The 21,873-nt window shown below is 71.4% G+C and carries 19 protein-coding genes; 9 read left to right on the top strand and 10 right to left on the bottom strand.

What is annotated here, in order from left to right; genetic code table 11:
- Positions 1-80: 80 nt before the first annotated feature.
- Positions 81-1,607 (top strand): hypothetical protein, encoded by a 1,527-nt coding sequence (locus ABTY62_RS43765; RefSeq protein ID WP_352134973.1) that lies wholly within the window; start codon positions 81-83, stop codon positions 1,605-1,607.
- A gap of 54 nt (positions 1,608-1,661) precedes the next feature.
- On the opposite strand, the gene ABTY62_RS43760 is transcribed toward ABTY62_RS43765, so the two are convergent.
- Positions 1,662-2,684: a hypothetical protein gene (locus ABTY62_RS43760; protein WP_352134972.1), complete on the bottom strand. Its 1,023-nt coding sequence runs from the start codon at positions 2,682-2,684 to the stop codon at positions 1,662-1,664.
- Positions 2,685-3,090: 406 nt separating this feature from the next.
- On the opposite strand from ABTY62_RS43760, the gene ABTY62_RS43755 reads away from it, so the two are divergent.
- The 3 genes from ABTY62_RS43755 to ABTY62_RS43745 are packed head-to-tail and all read left to right on the top strand — an operon-like array spanning position 3,091 to position 5,966.
- Positions 3,091-3,453, top strand: a complete 363-nt coding sequence (locus ABTY62_RS43755) for a GvpU-like protein (protein ID WP_352134971.1) — start codon at positions 3,091-3,093, stop codon at positions 3,451-3,453.
- A 9-nt stretch (positions 3,454-3,462) separates the two neighbouring features.
- The gene (locus ABTY62_RS43750) at positions 3,463-3,882 is read left to right on the top strand and encodes a hypothetical protein (protein ID WP_352134970.1); all 420 of its coding nucleotides are present in this window, start codon (positions 3,463-3,465) and stop codon (positions 3,880-3,882) included.
- On the top strand, positions 3,879-5,966 hold the full coding sequence (locus ABTY62_RS43745) for an esterase/lipase family protein (RefSeq protein WP_352134969.1): 2,088 nt from the start codon (positions 3,879-3,881) through the stop codon (positions 5,964-5,966). The genes ABTY62_RS43750 and ABTY62_RS43745 overlap by 4 nt, the downstream gene beginning before the upstream one ends.
- A gap of 31 nt (positions 5,967-5,997) precedes the next feature.
- Here the strand turns inward: ABTY62_RS43745 and ABTY62_RS43740 are convergent, their stop codons facing one another.
- Entirely contained in the window at positions 5,998-7,041 is a 1,044-nt protein-coding gene (locus ABTY62_RS43740; protein ID WP_352134968.1) for a PLL family lectin, read from the bottom strand.
- Positions 7,042-7,145: 104 nt separating this feature from the next.
- Here ABTY62_RS43740 and ABTY62_RS43735 point away from each other — a divergent pair, with 104 nt between their 5' ends.
- From ABTY62_RS43735 to ABTY62_RS43715, 5 genes are all read left to right on the top strand, one after another.
- Complete coding sequence (locus ABTY62_RS43735) at positions 7,146-7,547, top strand: PIN domain-containing protein (RefSeq protein WP_352134967.1); 402 nt, start codon at positions 7,146-7,148, stop codon at positions 7,545-7,547.
- 113 nt (positions 7,548-7,660) lie between these two features.
- Complete coding sequence (locus ABTY62_RS43730; protein ID WP_352134966.1) at positions 7,661-8,662, top strand: FecCD family ABC transporter permease; 1,002 nt, start codon at positions 7,661-7,663, stop codon at positions 8,660-8,662.
- Positions 8,659-9,714: a FecCD family ABC transporter permease gene (locus tag ABTY62_RS43725; RefSeq protein WP_352134965.1), complete on the top strand. Its 1,056-nt coding sequence runs from the start codon at positions 8,659-8,661 to the stop codon at positions 9,712-9,714. Before ABTY62_RS43730 ends, ABTY62_RS43725 begins: the two co-directional genes overlap by 4 nt.
- The gene (locus ABTY62_RS43720; protein WP_352134964.1) at positions 9,711-10,562 is read left to right on the top strand and encodes an ABC transporter ATP-binding protein; all 852 of its coding nucleotides are present in this window, start codon (positions 9,711-9,713) and stop codon (positions 10,560-10,562) included. The genes ABTY62_RS43725 and ABTY62_RS43720 overlap by 4 nt, the downstream gene beginning before the upstream one ends.
- A 37-nt stretch (positions 10,563-10,599) precedes the next feature.
- The gene (locus tag ABTY62_RS43715; protein WP_352134963.1) at positions 10,600-11,637 is read left to right on the top strand and encodes an ABC transporter substrate-binding protein; all 1,038 of its coding nucleotides are present in this window, start codon (positions 10,600-10,602) and stop codon (positions 11,635-11,637) included.
- 28 nt (positions 11,638-11,665) lie between these two features.
- Here ABTY62_RS43715 and ABTY62_RS43710 read toward each other — a convergent pair whose 3' ends face one another.
- The 8 genes from ABTY62_RS43710 to ABTY62_RS43675 form a co-directional block, all read right to left on the bottom strand.
- Positions 11,666-13,225 (bottom strand): amino acid permease, encoded by a 1,560-nt coding sequence (locus ABTY62_RS43710; protein ID WP_502997642.1) that lies wholly within the window; start codon positions 13,223-13,225, stop codon positions 11,666-11,668.
- Between the two features lie 154 nt (positions 13,226-13,379).
- Positions 13,380-15,353, bottom strand: a complete 1,974-nt coding sequence (dxs, locus tag ABTY62_RS43705; RefSeq protein ID WP_352134961.1) for a 1-deoxy-D-xylulose-5-phosphate synthase — start codon at positions 15,351-15,353, stop codon at positions 13,380-13,382.
- 222 nt (positions 15,354-15,575) lie between these two features.
- Positions 15,576-16,865 carry a sugar ABC transporter permease gene (locus ABTY62_RS43700; RefSeq protein ID WP_352134960.1) on the bottom strand — a complete coding sequence of 430 codons (1,290 nt, stop codon included), beginning with the start codon at positions 16,863-16,865 and terminating at the stop codon, positions 15,576-15,578.
- Positions 16,862-17,650 (bottom strand): ATP-binding cassette domain-containing protein, encoded by a 789-nt coding sequence (locus ABTY62_RS43695; protein WP_311723642.1) that lies wholly within the window; start codon positions 17,648-17,650, stop codon positions 16,862-16,864. The genes ABTY62_RS43700 and ABTY62_RS43695 overlap by 4 nt, the downstream gene beginning before the upstream one ends.
- Before the next feature lie 128 nt (positions 17,651-17,778).
- A complete protein-coding gene (locus ABTY62_RS43690; RefSeq protein WP_352134959.1) occupies positions 17,779-18,882 on the bottom strand; it encodes a substrate-binding domain-containing protein in 1,104 nt (367 codons plus the stop codon).
- Positions 18,883-19,227: 345 nt separating this feature from the next.
- Entirely contained in the window at positions 19,228-20,427 is a 1,200-nt protein-coding gene (locus ABTY62_RS43685) for an ROK family transcriptional regulator (RefSeq protein ID WP_352134958.1), read from the bottom strand.
- A 469-nt stretch (positions 20,428-20,896) separates the two neighbouring features.
- The gene (locus ABTY62_RS43680) at positions 20,897-21,610 is read right to left on the bottom strand and encodes a hypothetical protein (protein ID WP_352134957.1); all 714 of its coding nucleotides are present in this window, start codon (positions 21,608-21,610) and stop codon (positions 20,897-20,899) included.
- A gap of 3 nt (positions 21,611-21,613) precedes the next feature.
- Positions 21,614-21,871 carry an acyl carrier protein gene (locus tag ABTY62_RS43675; protein WP_311723646.1) on the bottom strand — a complete coding sequence of 86 codons (258 nt, stop codon included), beginning with the start codon at positions 21,869-21,871 and terminating at the stop codon, positions 21,614-21,616.
- Between the last annotated feature and the right edge of the window lie 2 nt (positions 21,872-21,873).

Raw genomic sequence — 21,873 nt, 5'->3', positions numbered from 1 at the left:
CCATGACCGCACCCCTATCCGCACGGCCTCCTACAGTGGCCGCGAGTCCGTTGTCAGTGCACGGTGTTACTTTCTGTGACATGACCGATCACGCGCTATGGCTGCTGCGGCAGGACCGCCGCCTGGCCGAACTGGCGGCCTTCCCCTTCGACTTCGACCTGGACCGCGCCGCCCGCGGCCATGTCGAGGAGGTCCGCCTCGCCTCGGGCCAACCGCTGGAGACGATAGCGGGGGACGATACCGGCGGTACGTACTTCGTGTGCGCGGACGGCTCGGTGCTCTACGCGGACTCGGAGGGCGCCGCGGGAATCATCGGCTCCAGTGTCGACGAGACCCTGGAGCTCGTGATCGGCCTGCCCGGCTGGCGCGGCTACACACGTCTGTCGCCGGACGACGGCGAGGAGCAGATCCTGGCGTGCGTCGCGGAGACTGAGGACGAGATCCGTGAGTACTACGGAATCGACGAGGAGCGTGCCGAGCTCCGTGCGGCGCTGGGCTTCCCGGAACGCTCCCCGGTCGAGCTGGTGGGCAGGCTGCGTGCCGCGCTGCTGCGCACCGAGCCGGAGTTCGTGCTGCTCAACGCGGATGAGGGGTGCGCGTACGACCGGATAGGCCCGGCCGGTCCCCCGCTGTGGGAGCCAGTGCTCGCGGCGGGCCGCGCCGATCTCGCCCGGCTGCGGGAGGGCGACCGCACGGCATGGCGTGAAGTCGCCGAGGACCCGGTGCGGCGCCGGATCACCCTGCGGGCCGCGCAGTTCGACCGCGCCGAGGGCGATCTGGAGCTGCTGCGGCATCTGCTGCGGCACGAGACACGGTCATCGATGACGGACGAACTGCGACTCGCGGCCGTGCTGGTGGGGCTGCGCGGGGACACCCGGGATCTGCCGCTGCTGAATGAGGTCCGGGAGACGGACTTCGACACGGCGTGCGGCCTGGGCGGTATGCCGGAACCGGGTGCGAGCGCGGACGAGTTGCGACAGTGGGCGCGGGCGCTCGACGAGTCGATGTTCGGGACGGACCCGTCGGACGAGCCGGTCTCCACATGGACCGACCTGGCGCGGGACCAGGGGATGACGGACCTCGCGCGGGTGACGCTGATCCGCGAACTCGACGACATCTTCATGGACCAGAGCGGAATCAGCCGCCCCGAGGCACCCCGCACCCTGGCCACGGCTCCGCTGAGCCGGCTCGCCCAGGACTTCGAGGAACTCGGCGACCTTCCCCAGGCGCTGCGCGCCCAGCGCCTGCACGCCGCCCTTCAGGAGACGGCATGGGACCGGGCCTCGGCCCGGCACACCCTGGCCCGCCTGGAGCGGGAGGCGGGCCAACTGCCGCAGGCAGCGGACAGCCTGGCCGCCGTGCGCGACGCCCTGGCCACCCCGGGCGACGACTCACTGCGCCACTGGAAGCAGGTCAACCTCGGCCACTCCATCGCCGAGGAGCACTACCGGCTCACCCTCGCCCTGGCCGACGCGGGCCGCCCCGAGGAGGCCCGTGCCCTCCTCACAGCCGCCGACGCCATACGCGACGAGCTCTCGGAGAACGCCGCGAGCGGCATCCGCGAGCTCGCCGGGCGGACCGCTGCGAGAGTGCGGGAGGTCAACTGAGGATGGGCACGGCGGGCGGTCCGCCAGGAAGCAGTGGGGGCGGCGGGCGTTCGTTCAGGCCTTGTCCGCCCAGAGGCGACGGCCGTCGGCCTGGATGTGCACCGTCGGCGAGTACTCCCGAAAGCCCCACGCGAGGGCGCCCTTCTCGGCCACGAAGGCCTTGGCCTGGAACGCCTGGGCGTGGACGACGGGGGCGGTGCAGCCGTCGAGAGGGCTGGTCCTGGTGGCGCCGGCCGGGACGGTGACTTCCTGTTCCGTGCCCCAGGGCGCGGGGCACTCGTGCTCGGCCCCGGCCTGGACGTAGGCGATCCGGACCTTCACCGTCGTCGCTCGGGTCGAGGAGTTGGTGAGCTGGACGACGAAAGACAGGGAGTCCTTGTCGAGGCGGGTGCAGGGCCGCCATGACACGGCGCCCACCGCGCGCGTCCGGCCGCAGCGGTGATCGCCGGTCAGGTCCGCCGCCTGCGCGGCGTCACCGCCGGGCGAACCATCGTCCTCCGAGGCGCCGCTGCGCAGTGCCATGGTGCCGGTGATCAAGCCGAGGGCGATCGCCGTCACCGCGGCGACTTGCCACCCTTTCCACTTCCGCCGTGGCTCCGCCGTCACCGTGTGCGTTTCGGGATCGGCGTGTGTGGCGGCGGCGACGGTGGAGGGCGCGAGGCCGGCGAGGACCTCGTCCCTCCAACCGGGACCGGCCGTCTCTTTCAGCCGCCGCGCGAGATCTGCGATCTCCATGCCGATCGCAGGGAGTTCACGAGCGCTGTGCGGCGCCTTCTGTGAAAGCGCCCGGGCTACGGCTTCGCTGTCCTCCTGGCTGGGCAGCCGGTTCTTCTTGCTGCCGGGCAGCAGTTGATCGCGGCCTTTGAGCCAGTACGACAGCAGAGGCAGATCGATTCTTTTCCGGCTCCGGCCGGCCCGCTCGAATTCCAGGCGCTCTCTCTCGAGTTCCGCAACCAGGCCCGCGCGGGTGGGGCGCCGCGCGGAGTCGGTCACCTGGCCGACGGTGGTCGCCCATGCGTCGAGGGCCTGGACCAGGGCGTGTGCCAAGTCCTTGAAGAGCCCGGTCCGTTCCACCATCAAACCCCCCGAAGTGAATCGCATTAACCATATAACACCGCTTCATCACGGGCTAGTTGACGCTGTGCCGGACCGCCTCCGGTTGCACCGTAACGCGAGAGGCCCCAGGTCAGGACGGTGCACATGGCAGTGCAACGGGGCACCCCGTTGCACCCCGGGCCCGCCCGGCCAAACCGGTGCACGGTGGTTTCCGGCGGCGCGGTCCGCACCGCCGGAACAGATCAGAACCGAAAGGACTCCACCATGTGCCGACGCTGCAAGGGCGACGGGAAGTGCACCACCTGTGGCGGCTCCGGATTCCGGGGCGTATGGAAGTGCGACAGCTGCCGCGGCAGCGGTGACTGCAAGGCGTGCGACGGCCGCGGCTAACCAATCCCACACGACCGAAATCCTGGAGCGTTTCACGATGTCCAACGACGCACTTCTGGAAAAGCTCGTCCTCCGGACCGACGACGAAGACTACGAAACCCCGCTTCCCATCACCCTCATGGTGGGCGGCGTCATCATCACCGGCACCATACTCCCCCGCGATGAATGGCTCAGGCAGCACATGAGCCTGCTGTCCGAGAAGAGTTCGCTGACCGAATTCGCCAAGGAGTTCGCCGCAGACATGCTGCGGCATGAGCCGGAGACCAGCCATATACATCTGGCCTGGGCGCGGATCGTCACGGGTGGCCCCCACGTCCCCATCGACGAATACGGGCTTCTTCGGGTGCCGCTGTCCGAGGTGAACGCCTGGACCATCGGCGATCTGAATTCCATCGGCTGAGCGGCGGACATGCGCAAACTATCGATCACGGCCGGCGTCGTGCTGCTCATCACCGCGACGATCGCGCTCGTCCATGCCTACCGCAGCGACACCTCGGCGGAGAAACCTCCGGCGCAGGAGCTGAGATACGAACCCGGCGGCCCGGTCCCGGCCGAGGCCGCCCGGGTCGCACGGGACCTGGTGGCCGAGGACGAGAAGACACAGCGAGTGGCGCTCGCGCCCGAGTTGGCGCGGACCCTGCCCGAGGGACGCCTCACCGCCAGGAACGCCAAGCTCCGTCTGAAAGACGGCACCTGGCATGAGGAGGACGGCATCGCCAACGCCCAAGCCACTCTGGAGGAACCGGGAAAGCCGGCGCAGCGGGTGCTGCTGGGATTCGCCCGCAGCGGCGGGTCCTGGCGGATCATCCTCGCGGAGGTCCTCCCATGACCCTCGCCACCCGCTGCCGGGCCCTCGTCCCCTGCGCCGTCCTGATGCTCCTGCTCACCCTGCTCGGGGCGGTGCCCACCGCTACCGCCGAGCCGCGCGGTTGCGCCGGCGGCGGGCTCCGGCAGGTGACGAAGGAATCCGTCGCGAACACGATGCCCGTCCTCTTCGTCCACGGCATCAACGCGGGCGCCGACACCTGGGACGGGCCCGGAGACGATCCGGAAGGCTGGTTCCCCCGGAAAGTCGCCAAGCTGCCCCACGTCAGCGCCTGGACCTTCGACTACAAACAGGCTCAGCCGGCCTGGGTGACGGACCGACGGATCGGTCCCGCCTTGGGGACCGCGATCGAATGTCTCGCCGACGCCTCCGGCTACAAGGTCATGGTGGTGGCCCACTCGATGGGCGGTCTGGCCACGCAGTACGCGGTTTCACAACCCAGTCGCAAACCCGGGGGCAGGATATGGCAGGAGGTGTCGGAGGTTATCACCATCGGCACGCCCTCTCGCGGCTCGCTCCTGGCCTCCTTCCTGGACAACATGATCACCGGCCCCCCGGGTTGGTCGCTCGAGGAGCTGGCCCTGAAGCGGGTGGTCGCCGCCTGCCTCGGGGTCGCCAAGGGCCTGTCCGCGTGCGAGACCGTTGACGTACTCCGCTCGCCGCAGGGCCTCGCCCTCAAGTACAACTCTCCGGAGATCAGAAAGCTGCCGGCCTGGCCCAAGAAGCTGCCCGTCCGCGCCATGGCCGGAGACATTCGCATGGGCCTCAATGTCCTGGCATTGAAGTCGCCCACGGCACCCGTCTCCGTGGGCGACATCGCGGTGCCTCTCTCCTCCGCCACCGCGTACGTCCACAAGACCGGCGCCCCTCACATTCTCACGTGCACCGACGCCCAAGTCGCGGTACGGGTGCTGGGCAGCAACTGCAATCACACGAACATCAAAACGCAGTCGAAGATCATGTCAGTGGTGATCGACCGGGCAAAACGCATCCAGGAGACGACGAACCCAACACCCGAGCTGGCCTACGCGACCGCCGACAGCGTCAACGTGTGGACCAACGGCAGCAACAAGAAACTCGCCCCCGTCCCCGGCGGATACCGCGTACGGCAGCTCACCTGGTCGTCCGACGGCACCTCCCTCGCCTGGCTGGCCGAGCGGGGCGACGACACGGGCCGGAAGGTGTTCCAGGTGCGCCGGGTCCGTGGACAGCCTTTCGTCACGCCCCGCGTCCGCAGCTGGGACTGCTCCGGCTGCTCGACGATCGCCTTCCGCGACGACCAGTTGGTCTCCGACGGCGCGACGGACCCGAACCAGCCCATGCTGTGGAGCTACCCGCCCCTGGGCGGCGCGCGGCGGGCGCTGCCCGTGACGGGCCTGCCCTCGCCGGACGAGTGCTTCAGCCCGACGTACTGCGGCCGCCTCGACCTCCTCGGCGCCGCACCCCGGGGTGAGCTGACCGTCTCGTACTTCGAGAACGGCGGCGGCAACTTCCCCGGAGTGGGCTCGTTCTACCAGGTCACCCGCGAGGGCAGGGCCCGGCCCACCCAGTCGTTCGACGGCAGCGGGCTCGGGCCCGAGGTCGCGGCGGCCAGTCCGCGGCGGGACCGGCTCGCCGTGCCCTGGTACCAACACCTCAGCGCCTGCGAGGAGTACTCCAACGTCGCGCTCGTCGACCAGCGCAGCGGACGGGTGGACCGGCTGGACCTGCCCTCCCGGGACGGCAACCTGTGGATGGTCTCGGCCTGGTTCGACCGCGACGGCCAGGCGTACGCGGCCTTCCGTTCGGAGGCCGGCTGCGGCAGTGACGACCAGTACGCGTCGGACGGCCGGCGGATTCCCCGCTGGGGTGAGACGCGGGTGTATCGCGCCACGAACGTCCGGTGGGTCGAGACGCGGGAGAAGCGGCCCATCCTGGCGCGCGACGTCCATGCCTCGGGGAAGACGGCGTCTCTGCTCGGCGCCCCGGCGGTCGAGGTGTCGGGCGGTTACCACACGGGGACGCTGGTCGCCCGGAACGCCGCGAACCGAGAGGTCGAAGTGGCGCGCGGGGTGCACGCCTTCGGGTGGCGGCCGGCGTCCTCGTGAACCGGGAGGTGAGCCGGGCGGGCGGCGCGCCCTAATCCCCCACCCGCCCCCACGCGCGCAGGGCCAGCCCCGGCTCGTCCGTCTTCTGACGGGCCGCGAGCAGTGCGCCGTCGTCCGCGAGGGCGGCGAGGACGACCAGTCCCCGGCCGTCCAGCGCCAGCGCGGGCCGGCCCGTGCCCGGCCCGCCCGAGGGCGTCCACCAGACCCCCGCCGCCTCGTTCTCCGTCAGGTGCGCGGCGACGGCGAGCCGCCCGCTCTTGGCGTCGCGGTGGGCCAGCACCGTGCAGTCGTGGCCGTCCACGGTCGTACGGAGGGCCGCGACGGGCCCGGTGCCGGTCTCGCCGCCGAGGGGCGCCGCCTCGTCCGCCCCGGGCCGCCAGGCCAGCACCCCGCGCCCCTCCGCGTCGCGCCAGTAGTGCGTGACCGTGTCGCGGCCGGTGGCGAGCCCGGAGGCGGAGCCGGCCTCGGGGGCGGCGGGGATGTCATCGGCGCGTTCGTAGCCGGCGCCGGGCTCGGGCTGGTGCCAGCGCAGCGCGCCGCGGTCGGCGGGCGCGAGCAGTTCGACGCGTCCTTCGGCGGTCGCGGTGGCGGACATGCCGTCCAGCACATCGGCGCCCTTGAGGTCGGTCCACCCGCCCCACTTGCCCTTGGCGTCCTGGCGGCGCGCGCTGACCCCGCGCCCGGCGTTGCGCACGAAGACGTGCACGGCGCCCGAGGAGCCCACGGCCGCGGCCGGAGCGCCGGTCCGCTGTGCCTTGCGGCGGTCCTTGGGGTGCGGGGTGCCGAGCGAGTGCCAGGCCGTCAGGGGTCTGCCCGTCTGGAACTGCGTGGCGTGTACGACGTCCACGTCCGGGCCGTCGGCGCCGCCCTGACGGTGTCGCAGGCCCACGAGATGGACATAGCCGTCCGCGCCCTGGGTCACGGTCAGCGCGGTCAGGCCGGGCACCTCGATCAGCCGCGGCCCGGTCCACCGGGGGCCGCCGGGCCGCTCCTCGGTCCAGCGGGCGACGCCGCCCGCCACCGGCGCGTAGGCCGTGAGCCTGCCGTCCTTGCCGCGGAGCAACCGCAACGCCATGGCCCGCTGCAACCTTCCGTGACGTCGATCCCCCGGGTGAGCCCCGCGGGGCCGGCGCGCCCGAGGTGCTGACGCGCCACCACCCATAGTAATTTGCCTGGCTGATGAAAGGCTTTGTTGTCGTGGACGCGGCGAATGTGGTCGGTTCGGTGCCCGACGGCTGGTGGCGGGACCGGCGCGGCGCGGCCGAGCGGCTGCGGGACGGGCTCGCCGCGCTCGCCGAGCGCGGGCTGGAGCCGCGCCCCGGCGTGCCGGAGTGGGCCGAACAGCCGCCCGTGGACCTCGTGCTCGTGGTCGAGGGCGCCGCCCGCGACATCGCGCCCGTGCCGGGGGTGCGGGTGGCGCGGGCGCCGGGCAGCGGGGACGACCGGATCGTGGAGGTGGTGGCGGACCGCGAGCCGGGCCGGCCGTGCCTGGTGGTGACCGCCGACCGGGAGCTGCGGACGCGGGTGCGGGCGCTCGGGGCGGAGGTCACGGGCCCGCGCGCGGTCCGCCCCGCCGACTGAGCCGCCCGCCACCCCCACGTACTCTTAGGCAAGCCTTGGCTAAGGGCAGATTTCGGCCCGGCGGGGCGAGAAGGCTTTGCGTACGGAAGAGAGAGACGGAAGAGAGTAGGCGAATGTCGGGAGTCGCGCGCCGTCGCGTCGGCTGGATAACCGCGGCGGCGTTGCTGCTCCTGGCCGCCGTGGCACTCAGCCTCGCGGTCGGCAGCCGCCAGATCGCCCTCAGCGAGGTCTACGACGCCCTGGTGCACGGCGGCACCAGCGACAACGCCCAAGTCGTACGGGCCCTGCGGGTGCCGCGCACCGTCATCGGCATCATGGTCGGCGTCGCCCTCGCCGTGGCCGGCACCGTGCTCCAGGGGATCACCCGCAACCCGATCGCCGAGCCCGGGATCCTGGGCATCAGCCAGGGCGCCTCGCTCGGCGTGGTCTGTGCGATCGCGTTCTTCGGGGTGCACACGCTGACCGGATATGTGTGGTTCGCGTTCGCGGGCGCGGCGCTCGCGGCGGTCTGCGCCTACGCGGTGGCCAGCAGCGGCCGCGGGGGCGCGTCCCCGGTCAAACTGGCCCTGGCCGGTGCCGCGATGAACGCCTTCATCGCCTCGGTGGTCTCCGCGATCGTCACCACCAACGCCCGGGTCCTGGACGAGTTCCGCTTCTGGGACGTGGGCTCGCTCAGCGGGCGGGACGCCACGATCGTCGGGCAGACCTGGCCGTTCCTGGCCGCCGGGCTGCTGCTGGTGCTGGCCATGGCCCGCGGGCTCGACGCGCTGGCTCTCGGCGACGACGTCGCCCGGGGGCTCGGCCGCAATGTCGCGCTGCTGCGCATGACCGGCACCGTGGGGGCGACCGTGCTGACCGGCGTCGCGGTCGCCGCCGCCGGGCCCATCGCCTTCACCGGCCTGGCCGTTCCGCATATCGCCCGCGCCCTCGTCGGCACCGCCCACCGCTGGCTGCTGCCCATGGCCGCGCTGCTCGGCCCGGTGATGATCCTCACCTCGGACGTCATCGGCCGTATCGTCTTCCCGCCCTCGGAGGTGCCGGTGTCCGTGATGACCGCCCTGGCGGGCGTGCCGTTCCTGATCGCCCTGGTCCGCAGGAAGGCGGTGCCAGCGTGAGCGCCACCACCCGCGCCGCCGGGTACAGCGTGGTCAGGGCCGGGCGGGGCAGCTTCCTCGTCCACCGCAGGGCCGTCGTGGCGGCCGTCGTCCTCGCCGCCGCGCTGGCCGCGGCCGTCGTGGCGTCGCTGTGCGTCGGCGAGTCGTTCGTCCCGCCCTCCGAGGTGGTACGGGTGCTGCTGGGGCAGCCCAGCCCGGACGAGCTGGTGGTGGGCACCCTGCGGCTGCCGCGCCTGGTGACCGGGCTGCTGGTCGGCGTGGCCTTCGGGCTGTCCGGCGCGCTGATCCAGACCATGGCCCGCAACCCGCTCGCCAGCCCCGACGTCATCGGGGTGACGCACGGCGCGGGCGCCGCCACGGTCGCCGCCATGACCTTCGGCCTCACCTCGTACACCACCCTGCCGTATGTGTCGATCGGCGGCGGTCTCGCGGCCGCCGCGCTGGTCTATCTCTTCGCCTGGCGCAAGGGGCTGAGCGCCTCCCGCTTCGTCCTCATCGGCATCGGCATCTCGGTGGCCCTGGGCTCGCTGTCCCGGCTGTTCCTCACCAAGGGCGACTATCTGGTGGCCCAGCAGGCCAAGGTCTGGCTCACCGGCTCGCTCAACGGCCGCGGTTACGACCAGGCCGCGCCGCTGGCGACCGTGCTGCTGCTCCTGGTGGTGCCGCTGCTGTGGGCGGCCCGCGCGCGGCGCGGGGTGTCGCTGGACGACGACACGGCCACCGCGCTCGGCATCCGGCTGGACCGGGTCCGGCTGGGGCTGAGCGCGCTCGGGGTGGTGCTCGCGTCCGTCGCCACCGGCGCCGCGGGCCCGGTCGACTTCGTGGCGCTGCTGGCCCCGCAGATCGCGCGCCGGGTCGCCCGCACCGAGCAGCCCCCGCTGCTGTGTTCGGCGCTGACCGGGGCGCTGGTCGTGGTCGTCGCGGATCTGCTGGCCCGCCGGCTCTTCTCCCCGACCGAGCTGCCGGTCGGGGTGTTCACCGCCCTGGTGGGCGCCCCGTATCTGATGTGGCTGCTCATCCGCACCCGTAGCCGTTCCGGAGGCACCGCGTGACCGACAACCGCCTGACCGCGCGGGAGCTGACCCTCGCGTACGAGGACCGCACGGTCGTCGACGGCCTCGACCTGGAGATCCCGCACGGGAAGGTCACGGTGATCGTCGGCCCCAACGCCTGCGGCAAGTCCACCCTGCTGCGCGCGCTGGGCCGGCTGCTCAAGCCGCGCAGCGGCGCCGTGCTGCTGGACGGCACCGAGCTGTCCCGCGTGCCCACCAAGCGGATCGCCCAGGCCATCGGGCTGCTGCCGCAGACCCCCGTGCCGCCGGAGGGGATCACGGTGGCGGATCTGGTCTCGCGCGGGCGGCAGCCGCACCAGAAGTGGTGGCAGCAGTGGTCGGAGGACGACGAGCGGGCCGTCGGCGAGGCGATGGAGCGCACCGGGACCGCGGAGCTGGCGGAGCGGCCGGTGGACGAGCTGTCCGGCGGTCAGCGGCAGCGGGTGTGGATCGCCATGGCCCTCGCCCAGGACACCGATCTGCTGCTGCTCGACGAGCCGACGACCTATCTGGACATCGCCCACCAGGTGGAGGTGCTCGACCTGGTCCGGCAGCTCAACCAGGACCGCGGCCGCACCGTGGTCGCGGTCCTGCACGACCTGAACCAGGCGGCGCGCTACGCCGACCATCTGATCGCCATGCGGGGCGGCCGGATCGTGGCGCAGGGCGCGCCGGGCGACATCGTCACGGCCGATCTGGTCCAGGAGGTCTTCGGGCTCGCCTCGGTCGTCGTACCGGACCCGGTGACGGGCGATCCGCTGGTGGTCCCGGGCGCCCCATGGGCGGCGGCGGGGGCTGGTGGTGACGGGGGTGGTGCTACCGCCGCGCCCGCACGCAACATAAGGTAAGCCTCGCCTAAGAACTGCCTGTGACAGGAGCCCTGCCATGTCCTCTCGACGCCGCGGTACCGCCGCCGTCGCCCTCGCCTTCGCCGCCGCGCTGTCCCTCGCGGCCTGCGGCGGCTCCTCCGACGGCGACAAGGAAGGGAGCGGCGGGCAGGGTGACAAGAAGTCCGTGTCCAAGGACGGCAAGGACTTCGCGAGCGCGGCCGAGAAGACCGCCGCCATGGGCACCGACGCCAAGCCCGGCCAGTGGCCGCGCACCATCGACCACGCCATGGGCAAGACCGAACTCAAGGCCCAGCCCAAGCGGGTGGTGGTGCTGGACGTCGGCGAGCTCGACAACGTGGTGTCGCTCGGCATCAAGCCGGTCGGCCTGGCGCCCACCGAAGGCTCCCCGGAGCTGCCGTCCTACCTGAAGAAGGAGGCGGGCAGCCCGAAGAACGTGGGCACCATCAACAACCTCAACCTCGAGGCGATCGCCGGGCTCAAGCCGGATCTGATCCTCGGCAGCCAGCTGCGCGCCGCCGACAAGTACGACGAGCTGTCGAAGATCGCGCCGACCGTCTTCTCCATCCGCCCCGGCTTCACCTGGAAGCAGAACTACCTCCTCAACGCCTCGGCCCTGGACAAGACCGCCGAGGCCAAGGCGAAGCTCGCCGACTACGACAAGAAGATCAAGGCGCTGGACGAGAAGCTCGGCGACAAGAAGCCGACCGTCTCGATGGTGCGCTTCATGCCCGACGGGGTGACCCGCCTCTACGCGAACGCCTCGTTCATCGGCACGATCCTGAAGGACGCGCACATTCCGCGGCCGAAGAACCAGGACATCGAGGACCTCGCCGCCGAGATCAGCGCCGAGAACATCGACCAGGCCGACGCCGACTACATCTTCACCGGCGTCTACGGCGACCCGAAGGCCACGGACCGCACCAAGGCTCAAGGCAACCCGCTGTGGAAGAACCTCAAGGCGGTCAAGAACGGCCACGCGTCCGACGTCCCGGACGAGACCTGGTACCTCGGCCTCGGGGTGATGGCGGCGGACACCGTGGTGGCCGACCTCCAGGAGCGCCTCACCGCATAGCCCACAACGGCCCGGCCGGGGCGGCGGCTCAGCGCCGCTCCGGGCGGGCCGCCAGCCTGCTGTGGCCGCGCCCGTAGAGGAAGTAGACGACGAAACCGATCGCCATCCACACCGCGAACCGCACCCAGGTCTCCGCGGGGAGGTTCAGCATCAGCCACAGCGAGGCGGCGACCGAGGCGATCGGCAGCACCGGCACCCAGGGGGCGCGGAAGGCGCGGGGCAGGTCGGGGCGGGTGCGGCGCAGGACGATGACGCCGAGCGCGACCACGACGAAGGCGAAGAGCGTGCCGATGTTCACCAGCGCCGCCAGCTGGGAGATGCTGGTGAACCCGGCGACGACGGCGATGACCACGCCGAGCAGGATCGTCGAGCGGTACGGCGTGGCGTACTTCGGGTGCACCTTGGAGAAGACCCTGGGCAGCAGCCCGTCGCGGCTCATCGCGAAGAAGACCCGGGTCTGCCCGAGCAGCAGGATCAGACACACGGTGGTGAGCCCGATCACCGCGCCGAAGCTGATGAGCCCCGCGTAGAAGGGGTGTCCGGTGGCCTTGAAGGCGTCGGCCAGCGGGGCGTCCACCGACAGCTGGGTGTACTTCTGCATGCCGGTGACCACCACGGACACCGCGACATAGAGCACGGTGCAGATGAGGAGCGAGCCGAGGATGCCGCGCGGCATGTCGCGCTGCGGGTTTCTGGTCTCCTCGGCCGTGGTGGCCACGATGTCGAAGCCGATGAAGGCGAAGAAGACCACGGCGGCGGCGGTGAAGATGCCCTGCACTCCGTAGGCCGTCGGCTGATACCCGGACATCAGCTGGATCAGCGGCGCCTTGAGCCCGGACGTGGCGGCCGTGACCCGGGGCTCGGGGATGAAGGGGTGGTAGTTCTCGGCCTTGATGAAGAAGGACCCGGCGATGATGACCAGCAGCACCACGGTCACCTTCACCGCCACCACGACCGTCGTGACGCGTGCGGACAGCTTCATGCCCAGCACCAGGATCCCGGTGAGCAGCAGCACCAGCAGAGCCGCGAGGATGTCGAAGGTGAAGCCGTGCGCCACATCGGGGCCGGACAGCACGGCCGGGAGCTGCCATCCGGCGTTGTCGAGCAGCGAGCGCACGTAGCCGGACCAGCCGACCGCCACCACGGCGGTGGCCAGGGCGAATTCCAGGACCAGGTCCCAGCCGATGATCCAGGCGGGCAGTTCGCCCAGCGAGGCGTACGAGAAGGTGTACGCGGACCCGGCCACCGGCACCGTGGAGGCGAACTCGGCGTAGCAGAGCGCGGCCAGGGCGCAGGCGATGCCCGCGGCCACGAAGGCCAGCGCGGTCGCGGGCCCCGCCTGCTGCTTGGCCACGGCCCCGGTCAGCACGAAGATGCCGGTGCCGATGATCACGCCGACGCCGAAGACGGTCAGGTCGAGGGCGGAGAGCGTCCTGGTCAGGGCGTGCTCGGGCTCCTCGGTGTCCTGGATGGACTGCTCGACGGACTTCGTTCTGAGCAGACCGCCCCGGCCCCTGCCTCCGGCGCCCCCGCCGCTGGGTTCTCTCACGCTCACCGCGCCACCTCCACGCCTGCCCGTGCGCGCCATCGTTCTGCCAACCGGGCATGCGGGATGTGTGCACACTCTCGGGCATGGCCGATTCACCCGATGGGGGCAGGGCGGTGGGAAAGGCACTGGGCCGGTCGGAGCACCGCGCGTGTCGCGCGGCGGCCCCGGCCGGCCCGGCCCGGAAGTGCGGAGGTCAGTCCCTTACGGGCTCGGCCGCGGCGGAGGCCTGTGACGCGGCGCCCGTACCGGCCGGCTCGGCCGCCGGGGCCGACTCGCCCGCGTAACGTCCGCCGATCCTGGAGACCAGGCCGGTGATCTGGCGGGCGATGTCCGGGGCGGTCAGCCCGATCTCCGCCATGACCTCCTTGCGAGAGGCGTGCTGGAGGAAGCGCGGCGGGATGCCGAAGTCGCGCAGCGGCATGTCCACCCCGGAGTCGCGCAGCGCCTGCGCGACGGCGGAGCCCACACCGCCCACCCGGATGTTGTCCTCGACGGTGACCACCACGCGGTGGCGCTCGGCGAGCGCGGGCAGCTCCTCGTCCACCGGCTTGACCCAGCGCGGGTCCACCACCGTGGTGGAAATGCCCTGCTTGTCGAGAAGGTCGGCGACCTCCAGACACATCGGAGCCAGCGCGCCGACCGAGACCAGCAGCACATCCGGCCGGTCCGCGTCCGCCGGGGCGGGCTCGCGCAGCACGTCCATGCCGCCGATCCGGCCCACCGCCCGGACCGCCGGGCCGACCGCGCCCTTGGAGTAGCGCACCACCGTCGGGGCGTCGTCCACCTCCACGGCCTCGCGCAACTGGGCGCGGACCTGGTCGGCGTCGCGCGGGGCGGCGATCCGCAGCCCCGGGACGACCTGGAGGATGGACATGTCCCACATGCCGTTGTGCGAGGCGCCGTCGGTGCCGGTGATCCCGGCCCGGTCGAGGACGAAGGTCACCCCGCACTTGTGCAGCGCCACATCCATCAGGACCTGGTCGAAGGCGCGGTTGAGGAACGTGGCGTACACCGCGAAGACCGGATGCAGCCCGCCGGTCGCCAGGCCCGCGGCCGAGACCGCCCCGTGCTGCTCGGCGATGCCGACGTCGAAGACCCGCTCCGGGAACCGCTTGGCGAACTCGGTGAGGCCCACCGGGTGCAGCATCGCCGCGGTGATCGCGACGATGTCCTCGCGCTCCTCGCCGAGCTTGACCATCTCCTCGCCGAAGACCGAGGTCCAGTCGGCACCGCCCGCGGAGATCGGCAGCCCGGTGTCGGGGTGGATCGGGCCGATGCCGTGGAAGCGGTCGGTCTCGTCCTGCTCGGCCGGGGTGTAGCCGCGGCCCTTCTCGGTGAGGCAGTGCACGATGACCGGGCCGCCGAAACGCTTCGCCCGCTGGAACGCGGACTCCAGCGCCTCGATGTCATGGCCGTCGATCGGGCCGACGTACTTCAGCCCCAGGTCCTCGAACATGCCCTGCGGGGCGATGAAGTCCTTCAGCCCCTTCTTGGCGCCGTGCAGCGTCTCGTACAGCGGCCGGCCGACGACCGGAGTGCGCTCCAGGAGGTCCTTGCCGCGGGCGAGGAAGCGCTCATAGCCGTCGGTGGTGCGGAGGGTGGCCAGGTGGTTCGCCAGACCGCCGATCGTCGGCGAGTACGACCACTCGTTGTCGTTCACCACGATGACGAGCGGGCGGTTCTTGGCGGCGGCGATGTTGTTCAGCGCCTCCCAGGCCATGCCGCCGGTCAGCGCGCCGTCACCGATGACCGCGACCACCCGGTCCTGCTTGCCCAGCAGCTCATTGGCCTTGGCGAGGCCCTCGGCCCAGCCCAGCACGGTGGAGGCGTGGCTGTTCTCGATGACGTCGTGCTCGGACTCGGCGCGCGAGGGGTAGCCGGACAGCCCGCCCTTGCCCTTGAGCCTGGAGAAGTCCTGGCGGCCGGTGAGGAGTTTATGGACGTAGGACTGGTGGCCGGTGTCCAGGAGCACCTTGTCCCGGGGCGAGTCGAAGACCCGGTGCAGGGCGATGGTGAGCTCCACCACACCGAGGTTGGGGCCCAGATGGCCACCGGTCTTGGAGACGGCTTCGACGAGGAAGGTGCGGATCTCCGCGGCCAGCTGGTCCAGCTGCTCCGGAGTGAGCCGGTCCAGATCACGCGGTCCCCTGATGTGGGTCAGCAGCACCCGTGCCTCCTTGCTGTCGAGTTTGCCGTCGTGCGTCTTTGTTCTTGTGCTGGTCGAGCCTTGCCGGTCCGCCTGAGTCTAATGTTCCGTCCCACCGGCGATGGCCGGGTCCCCGCGATCCACGTCACGCGTTCGGCGGCAGAACACCGGTACCCGGCACCGCCTGCGCGAGGCGATGCCGGGTACGTGAGGTTTGGCACAGCGGATACGGCGCGGGTCCGGTCAGCCGCGCCCCGCCGAGCGCTGGGTCCTCCGCGACACCGAGTCGATCACGACCGCGGCCAGCAGCACCGCACCGGTGATCATGTACTGCACGGAGTTGGCGACGCCCAGCAGCGCCATCCCGGACGCGATGGAGCCGATGACCAGCATGCCCAGCAGCGCCGACCAGACCGAGCCGCGACCGCCGAAGAGGCTGGTGCCGCCGATGACCGCGGCGGCGATCGCCTCCATGAGCAGGTTGCCGGTGCCGGCCTGCTGGCTCGCGGAGCCGATCCGGGAGGCGATCATGATTCCGCCGAACGCCGCCATCAGCCCGGACAGGGCGTACACCGAGATCCGCACCAGATCCACATTGATGCCCGCGCGGCGGGACGCCTCGACGTTGCCGCCCAGCGCGATCACCTTGCGCCCGTACGACGTGCGGCGCACCACGAAGTCGAGGGCGAGCAGCACCACCACGAAGATCACGAGCGCCAGCGGCAGGCCCTTGTACTCGTTGAGCCGCCAGGCCGCGGCGTAGGCGATGACGGCCAGCACCGCGGTGCGCACCAGAATCTCGCTCAGCGGCCGGGAGGGTATGCCGGCCGCCTTGCGGCGCCGCGCGCCCAGGAACTGGGCCAGGAAGAACGCGGCCACGGCGGCCGTGGCCGCCCCGTACGCGGCGATCAGCTGTGAGAAGTAGTGACTGGACAGGGTCTGCACAAAGCCGTCGTCGTCGAGGTCGAGGGTGCCGGTGGTGCCCAGCACCTGGAGCATCAGACCGTTCCAGGCCAGCAGACCGGCGAGGGTGACCACGAAGGCCGGGACGCCGATCTTGGCGAAGAAGAAGCCGTGCAGCGCGCCCAGGGCGGCGCCGAGGGCCAGCGCGATGACCACGGCGAGCACCTCGGGCACGCCGTGCCTGATGGTGAGCACCGCCATGGTGCTCGCGGCCAGACCGCTGAGCGAGCCGACGGACAGGTCGATCTCACCGAGCAGCAGCACGAAGACGATGCCGACCGAGATCAGGCCGGTGCCGACGATCAGGATCGACAGGTCGGAGAGGTTCTTGGGCGAGAGGAAGGCGTCGTCCTTCACCTGGTAGACCACCCAGATGACGGCGATGCCCACGATGACGGGGAGCGCGCCCAGCTCACCGCTGCGCAGCTTGCGGCCGAACTCCTGGAGGTAGCCCTTGAAGCCCTCCTGGCGCACCAGCAGCCGGGGGTCGACCGCGGCGACCGCGTCCTTGGCGACCGGGGCCGCGTCCTCGGTGTCGCCGCCATTGGTGTTGTCGATCTTGGTGGTCACTTGGCGACCTCCGCGTTACGCGCCTTGCGGCGGGTCACGGCGTTCTCCGTGGCGCCGGTGATGGCGGAGATGATCTCTTCTTGAGAGGTGGTCTGCACATCGAAGGTGCCGTTGTTACGGCCGAGCCGCAGCACCGCGACCCGGTCCGCCACGGCCTTGACGTCGGCCATGTTGTGGCTGATGAGGATCACCGCCAGGCCGCGCTCGCGCAGCCGCTCGACCAGGTCGAGGACCTGCGCGGTCTGCTCGACGCCCAGGGCCGCGGTCGGCTCGTCGAGGATGACCAGCTTGGGCTCGCCGAGCATCGAGCGGGCGATGGCGACGGTCTGCCGCTGGCCGCCGGACAGCGAGGCGATCGGGATCCGCACGCTGGGGATCCGGATGGACAGGGTCTCCAGCAGCTCGCGGGAGCGGCGCTCCATCTCGACCTCGTCGAGCACCCCGGCGCGCAGGATCTCGCGGCCGAGGAAGAGATTGCCGACCACGTCGATGTTGTCGCACAGGGCGAGGTCCTGGTACACGGTCGCGATGCCCAGTTCCTGGGCGTCGTGCGGGCGGCTGACCTGGACCGGCCTGCCCTCCCACTCGACGACGCCCTCGTCGGCGGGGCCGACTCCGGCGATCGCCTTGACGAGGGTCGACTTGCCGGCGCCGTTGTCGCCGACCAGGGCGACCACTTCACCGGCGCGGACCTCCAGATGTATGTCCGTCAGCGCCTGGACGGCGCCGAACCGCTTGGAGATCCCGCGCAACGCCAACACGGGTTCGTTCGGCACGATGGCCATCTCCGATCTGCGCAGGGGCGGACCCCTGCGGTGTAGCGGAGGTGGGAGAGCGCTCTCTCACCTCGACAGGGGGGTGGTGTCGACAGCAGGGGCGGGCCGCCCGTGAGCCACGGGCGGCCGGTGGCGCACTACTTGATGCCGAGTTCGTCGCACGCGGCCTTGAACTTGGCCGTGCAGATGGCGGAGACCTTGTACAGGCCGTCCTTGACCACGGTGTCCTTGATGTTGTCCTTGGTCATCGACACCGGCGGGATCAGCGTCGCCGGGATCCCCTTCTTGGTCGGGCTGTCGGCCGTGGTCTCGGCGGGGACCTTCTCACCGCGGCCGAGCGCGAGGGCCATCTTCGCGGCGGCCGCCGCCTCCTGGCCGTAGGGCTTGTACACGCTCATGTACTGCGTGCCCGCCAGAACCCGCTGGACGCCCGCGAGTTCCGCGTCCTGCCCGGTGACCGGGGGCAGCGGGTCGACGCCGCCCTGCTTGAGCGCGGCGATCGCACCGCCGGCCATGGTGTCGTTGGCCGAGTAGACACCTATGATCTTGTCCTTGCCGAGCGAGTTGATCGCACCGGTCATGGCCTTGTTGGCCTCATCCGCCAGCCAGCGGTCGATGTCGTACTTCTTGGCGATGTCGACCTTGCCCTCCAGAACCGACAGCGCGCCCTTCTTGAACATGGCCGCGTTCGGGTCGGCCTCCCAGCCGTTGAGCATGACGACCTTGCCGGACTTGGCCTTGCTGCCGAGCGCCTTGAGCAGCGCCTCGCCCTGGACCTTGCCGACCGTCTCGTTGTCGAACGAGGTGTACCCGGAGACCGGGCCCTCGGCGAGCCGGTCGTAGGCGACGACCGGGATTCCGGCCTCGTCGGCCTTCTTGACCGAGCTGGAGATGGCCCTGGAGTCCACCGAGTCGAGGATGATCACGTCCACCTTCTTGGTGATCATCGAGTCGACCTGCTGCTGCTGCACCGAGGTGTCCGACTTGGCGTTGGCATACACGATCTTGCAGTCCGCACAGCCCGCCTTGATCTCCTTCTCGATCAGGGGGTGGTCCATCGCCTCGTATCTGGCGGTCTGGTCTTCCGGCAGGAGCAGGCCGATGGTGAGCGGGCCGGTCTTCTTTTTCTCTTTGCCCTCGTTGCTCTTGTCTGCCTCCTTGGCGGAGCCACAGGCGGCGAGGGAGACGGCCATGGAGACGGCGGCCGTGGCGACGACGACGCGACGCATCGTTGCGTTCATGGTGGGGGTGACCTCCCTGACGAGGCCGCGTCGTTGCGGCCGAGGTGGCTGGAAGTCAACTCGGCCGCCCGCATGGCGTCAAGAAGTAAATCCTTAACGAGATGGCAACGGTGCCATTCGTTATCTGGGTGAACACAGCCCGATGCGGGCCGAGGCAGGCAGAAAAGCCGGGGCTCCGGGCATGTACGGTGCCCGGAGCCCCGGCTCAACGGCGATCGGCGGTTCTGTTCAGGCCCTGGTCAGGCCCGAATCGGGCTCCGGCAGGCCCGAATCGGCCTCTGGGCAAGCCCGGATCGGGCCTTGGCCAGTTCCGATTCGGGCCCTCCTCCGGGCCCGCTCAGTGGTTCAGGTGAGGGCGGGGGCGCCCGCCGACAGCGCCCCGTCGAGCAGCGTCGAGTCGCCCATCTCGCTCAGCACCAGCGCGAGCGCCCCCAGCACCTCGGCCCGGCCGCCCAGTGCCCCGGGCATCACCGAAAGCCGGCGGGCCGCGCTCGGGATCGCGTACCGCGCGACCGACTCCCGGATCGGCCCGAGCACCAGCTCCCCCGCCTCGGCGAGGTGGCCGCCCAGCACCACCCGGCTCGGGTTGATCAGATTGCACAGGTTCGCGACACCGCTGCCCACGTGCCGGCCCACGTCCGCGATCACCCGGCGGCAGCCGGGGTCACCGTCCCGGGCCAGCTGCACCATGCGCTCCACGGTCAGGTCCACGCCATGGCTGGAGTACAGCAGCGGCAGCACATACCGGGCCGCGGTGAACGTCTCCAGACAGCCGCGGTTGCCGCAGCGGCACACCGGGCCCGACTCGTCCAGCGTGATATGGCCGATCTCACCGGCCGTGCCGCCGGGGCCGCGGTAGATCTTCCCGCTGATCACCAGCCCCGCGCCGACACCGTCGGCGACCTTGATGTACGCGAGGTCGGCGACCCCGCGCCCGGCCCCCCACACCAGCTCGCCGAGCGCGCCGAGGTTGGCATCGTTGTCCACGTGCACCGGCACGCCGAGGCGCTGGGCCAGGTCGTCCCGCGGATTGGTGCCCGCCCAGCCCGGCAGGATCGCGGTCGAGCCCAGCGTGCCCGTCTCGACGTCGATCGGGGCCGGCACGCCGAGGCCGACGCCCACCACCTTGTCCTGGCTGATGCCGGTCGCCGTGATCAGCCTGCTGACCAGGTGCTCGGCCCGGTCCAGGCCCTGGGACGCGGAGGCGTCCACATCCAGCGGCTCGGACTCCTCGGCCAGCACCTGGTGGGCCAGGTTGCCGATGGCCACGCGCAGGTGCGTATGCCCGAAGTCCACGCCGACCACGATGCCCGCGTCACCGCTGAGCGAGACGCTGCGGGCCCGGCGGCCGCCCGCCGAGGTCGGCGTGACCTCGACCGTGCCGCCGTCCTTCAGCTCGCGGACGATGTTGGAGACGGTGGCCGCGGACAGCCCGGTGGTCCGGGCGATCTCCGCCTGCGTGAGCGAACCCGCCATGCGCACCGCGCGTACCACCCGCTCGAGGTTGGCCCGGTGCAGCGACGACTGCGATCCCGGAGTCTCCACGCCCATCCACTCCTGCCTCCGCGGGCGGCACGACCGCCGCTCCGCCGACCGGGCCGCAGCTGGTGAGGACCGGCTTGTCTCCAACATGTGAACTCTAAGCTGAGCCGCCTCGGTTGTGCCCCGTCAAGACCTTGACGGACCTGACAGAGCCGTGGCAACTCCTTGATCACGAAAGTGCGCACACGCCGGACCGTGAGTGATCGTCCGGTGGTTCCCGGCGATGCCCGCCGCCGCGCCGGTACGCCTTGAGGCTTCCCGTGGCTTGGACGCACAATCTCGATATCGCGCCAGCGTACGACGGGCGCGGCGGGAAGGTGGGCGCTGTCCAGCACCTGGTCTCGCCTGCCGACTGATAGCCAGCCCGTCCGGCGCTTGAGGACCGGGGTCTGGGGCGGAGCCCCCCACGCGGCGGAGCCGCATATCGATGCTGCGGGAAGGGGCGGGGAGGGGTCAGCCCGCCGCAGGCGCGTCACCCCGCGACAAACACCGCGACGTGCAGCCGCCCCAGCCCCCCGTCCCAGTCCGCGATCACCAGCCGCACCGCACCCGCCTCCCCCGCACCCGCACCCGCAAGGGCCCCACCCAGCGCCCGCCACACCCCGGCACACCCGTGCCCCGCCGTAGCCGTCCACACCGTCGCGCCCGCCGCTTCCAGCGCGCCCGCCTGCGCGCGCAGGCCGTCGCCCAGGAGGTACGCGCCGCCCCGCTCCAGGAGCGGCGGCAGGCAGTCCGCCGCCGCCCCGGCCCGCTCCTCCGCCACCGTCTCGAGGCGCCAGCCACCCGTGCCGCCCGTCCCGCCGAGGGCCAGCGCCGCCCCGGCCGCCGGTTCGAGCACGAACAGCGCGGCGTCGCCCAGGCCCGCGCCCCGGTGGATGCGGTCGAGCAGCTCGAGGCCGCTGAACGGGGCGCCGATCCCCTGGTCGGCGACGGAGAAGGCGCGCGGCTCGCCGGGGCAGGCCTCGGCGAGGTAGCCCGCCGCGAGCCCGGCCGGGGCCGCGTCGTACGCCTCGTGGGCCACCACCAGGTAGTCCAGCGGGCGCGGCAGCGGCCCGTCGCCGGCGGGCGCCGCCGCCAGCAGCTCGCCGCCCAGCGCGACGAAGGAGCGCTCGCCGGGCCGCGCCGGGAAGTCCAGCCCCCAGGCCGCGCCCAGGCACAGCCCCGCCCCGTCCGCCCCGTCCGCCATCTCTCAGCGCTCGGCTGGGAGGCTGCGCATGAGGAAGTCGACCAGCGAGCCGACGGTCTCGAAGACGTCCGGCTCGATGGCGTCCGTGTCGACGACCACCCCGGCGTTGTCCTCCAGGTCGATCATCAGCTCGATGATGCTGGTGGAGTCGAGCCCCAGGTCCTCGAAGAGCCGCTTGCCCTCGTCGACCGGAGTGTCGGCGTACGGCACCATCGCCGCCACCGACCTGCCGATCGCCTCGACCATTTGCGCGCGGTCCATCC

Source organism: Streptomyces sp. NPDC097640 (assembly GCF_040302705.1).
Classification (GTDB): domain Bacteria; phylum Actinomycetota; class Actinomycetes; order Streptomycetales; family Streptomycetaceae; genus Streptomyces.
Note: the sequence above shows the minus strand (reverse complement) of the source record. Positions and strands in the feature narration are given on the sequence as shown.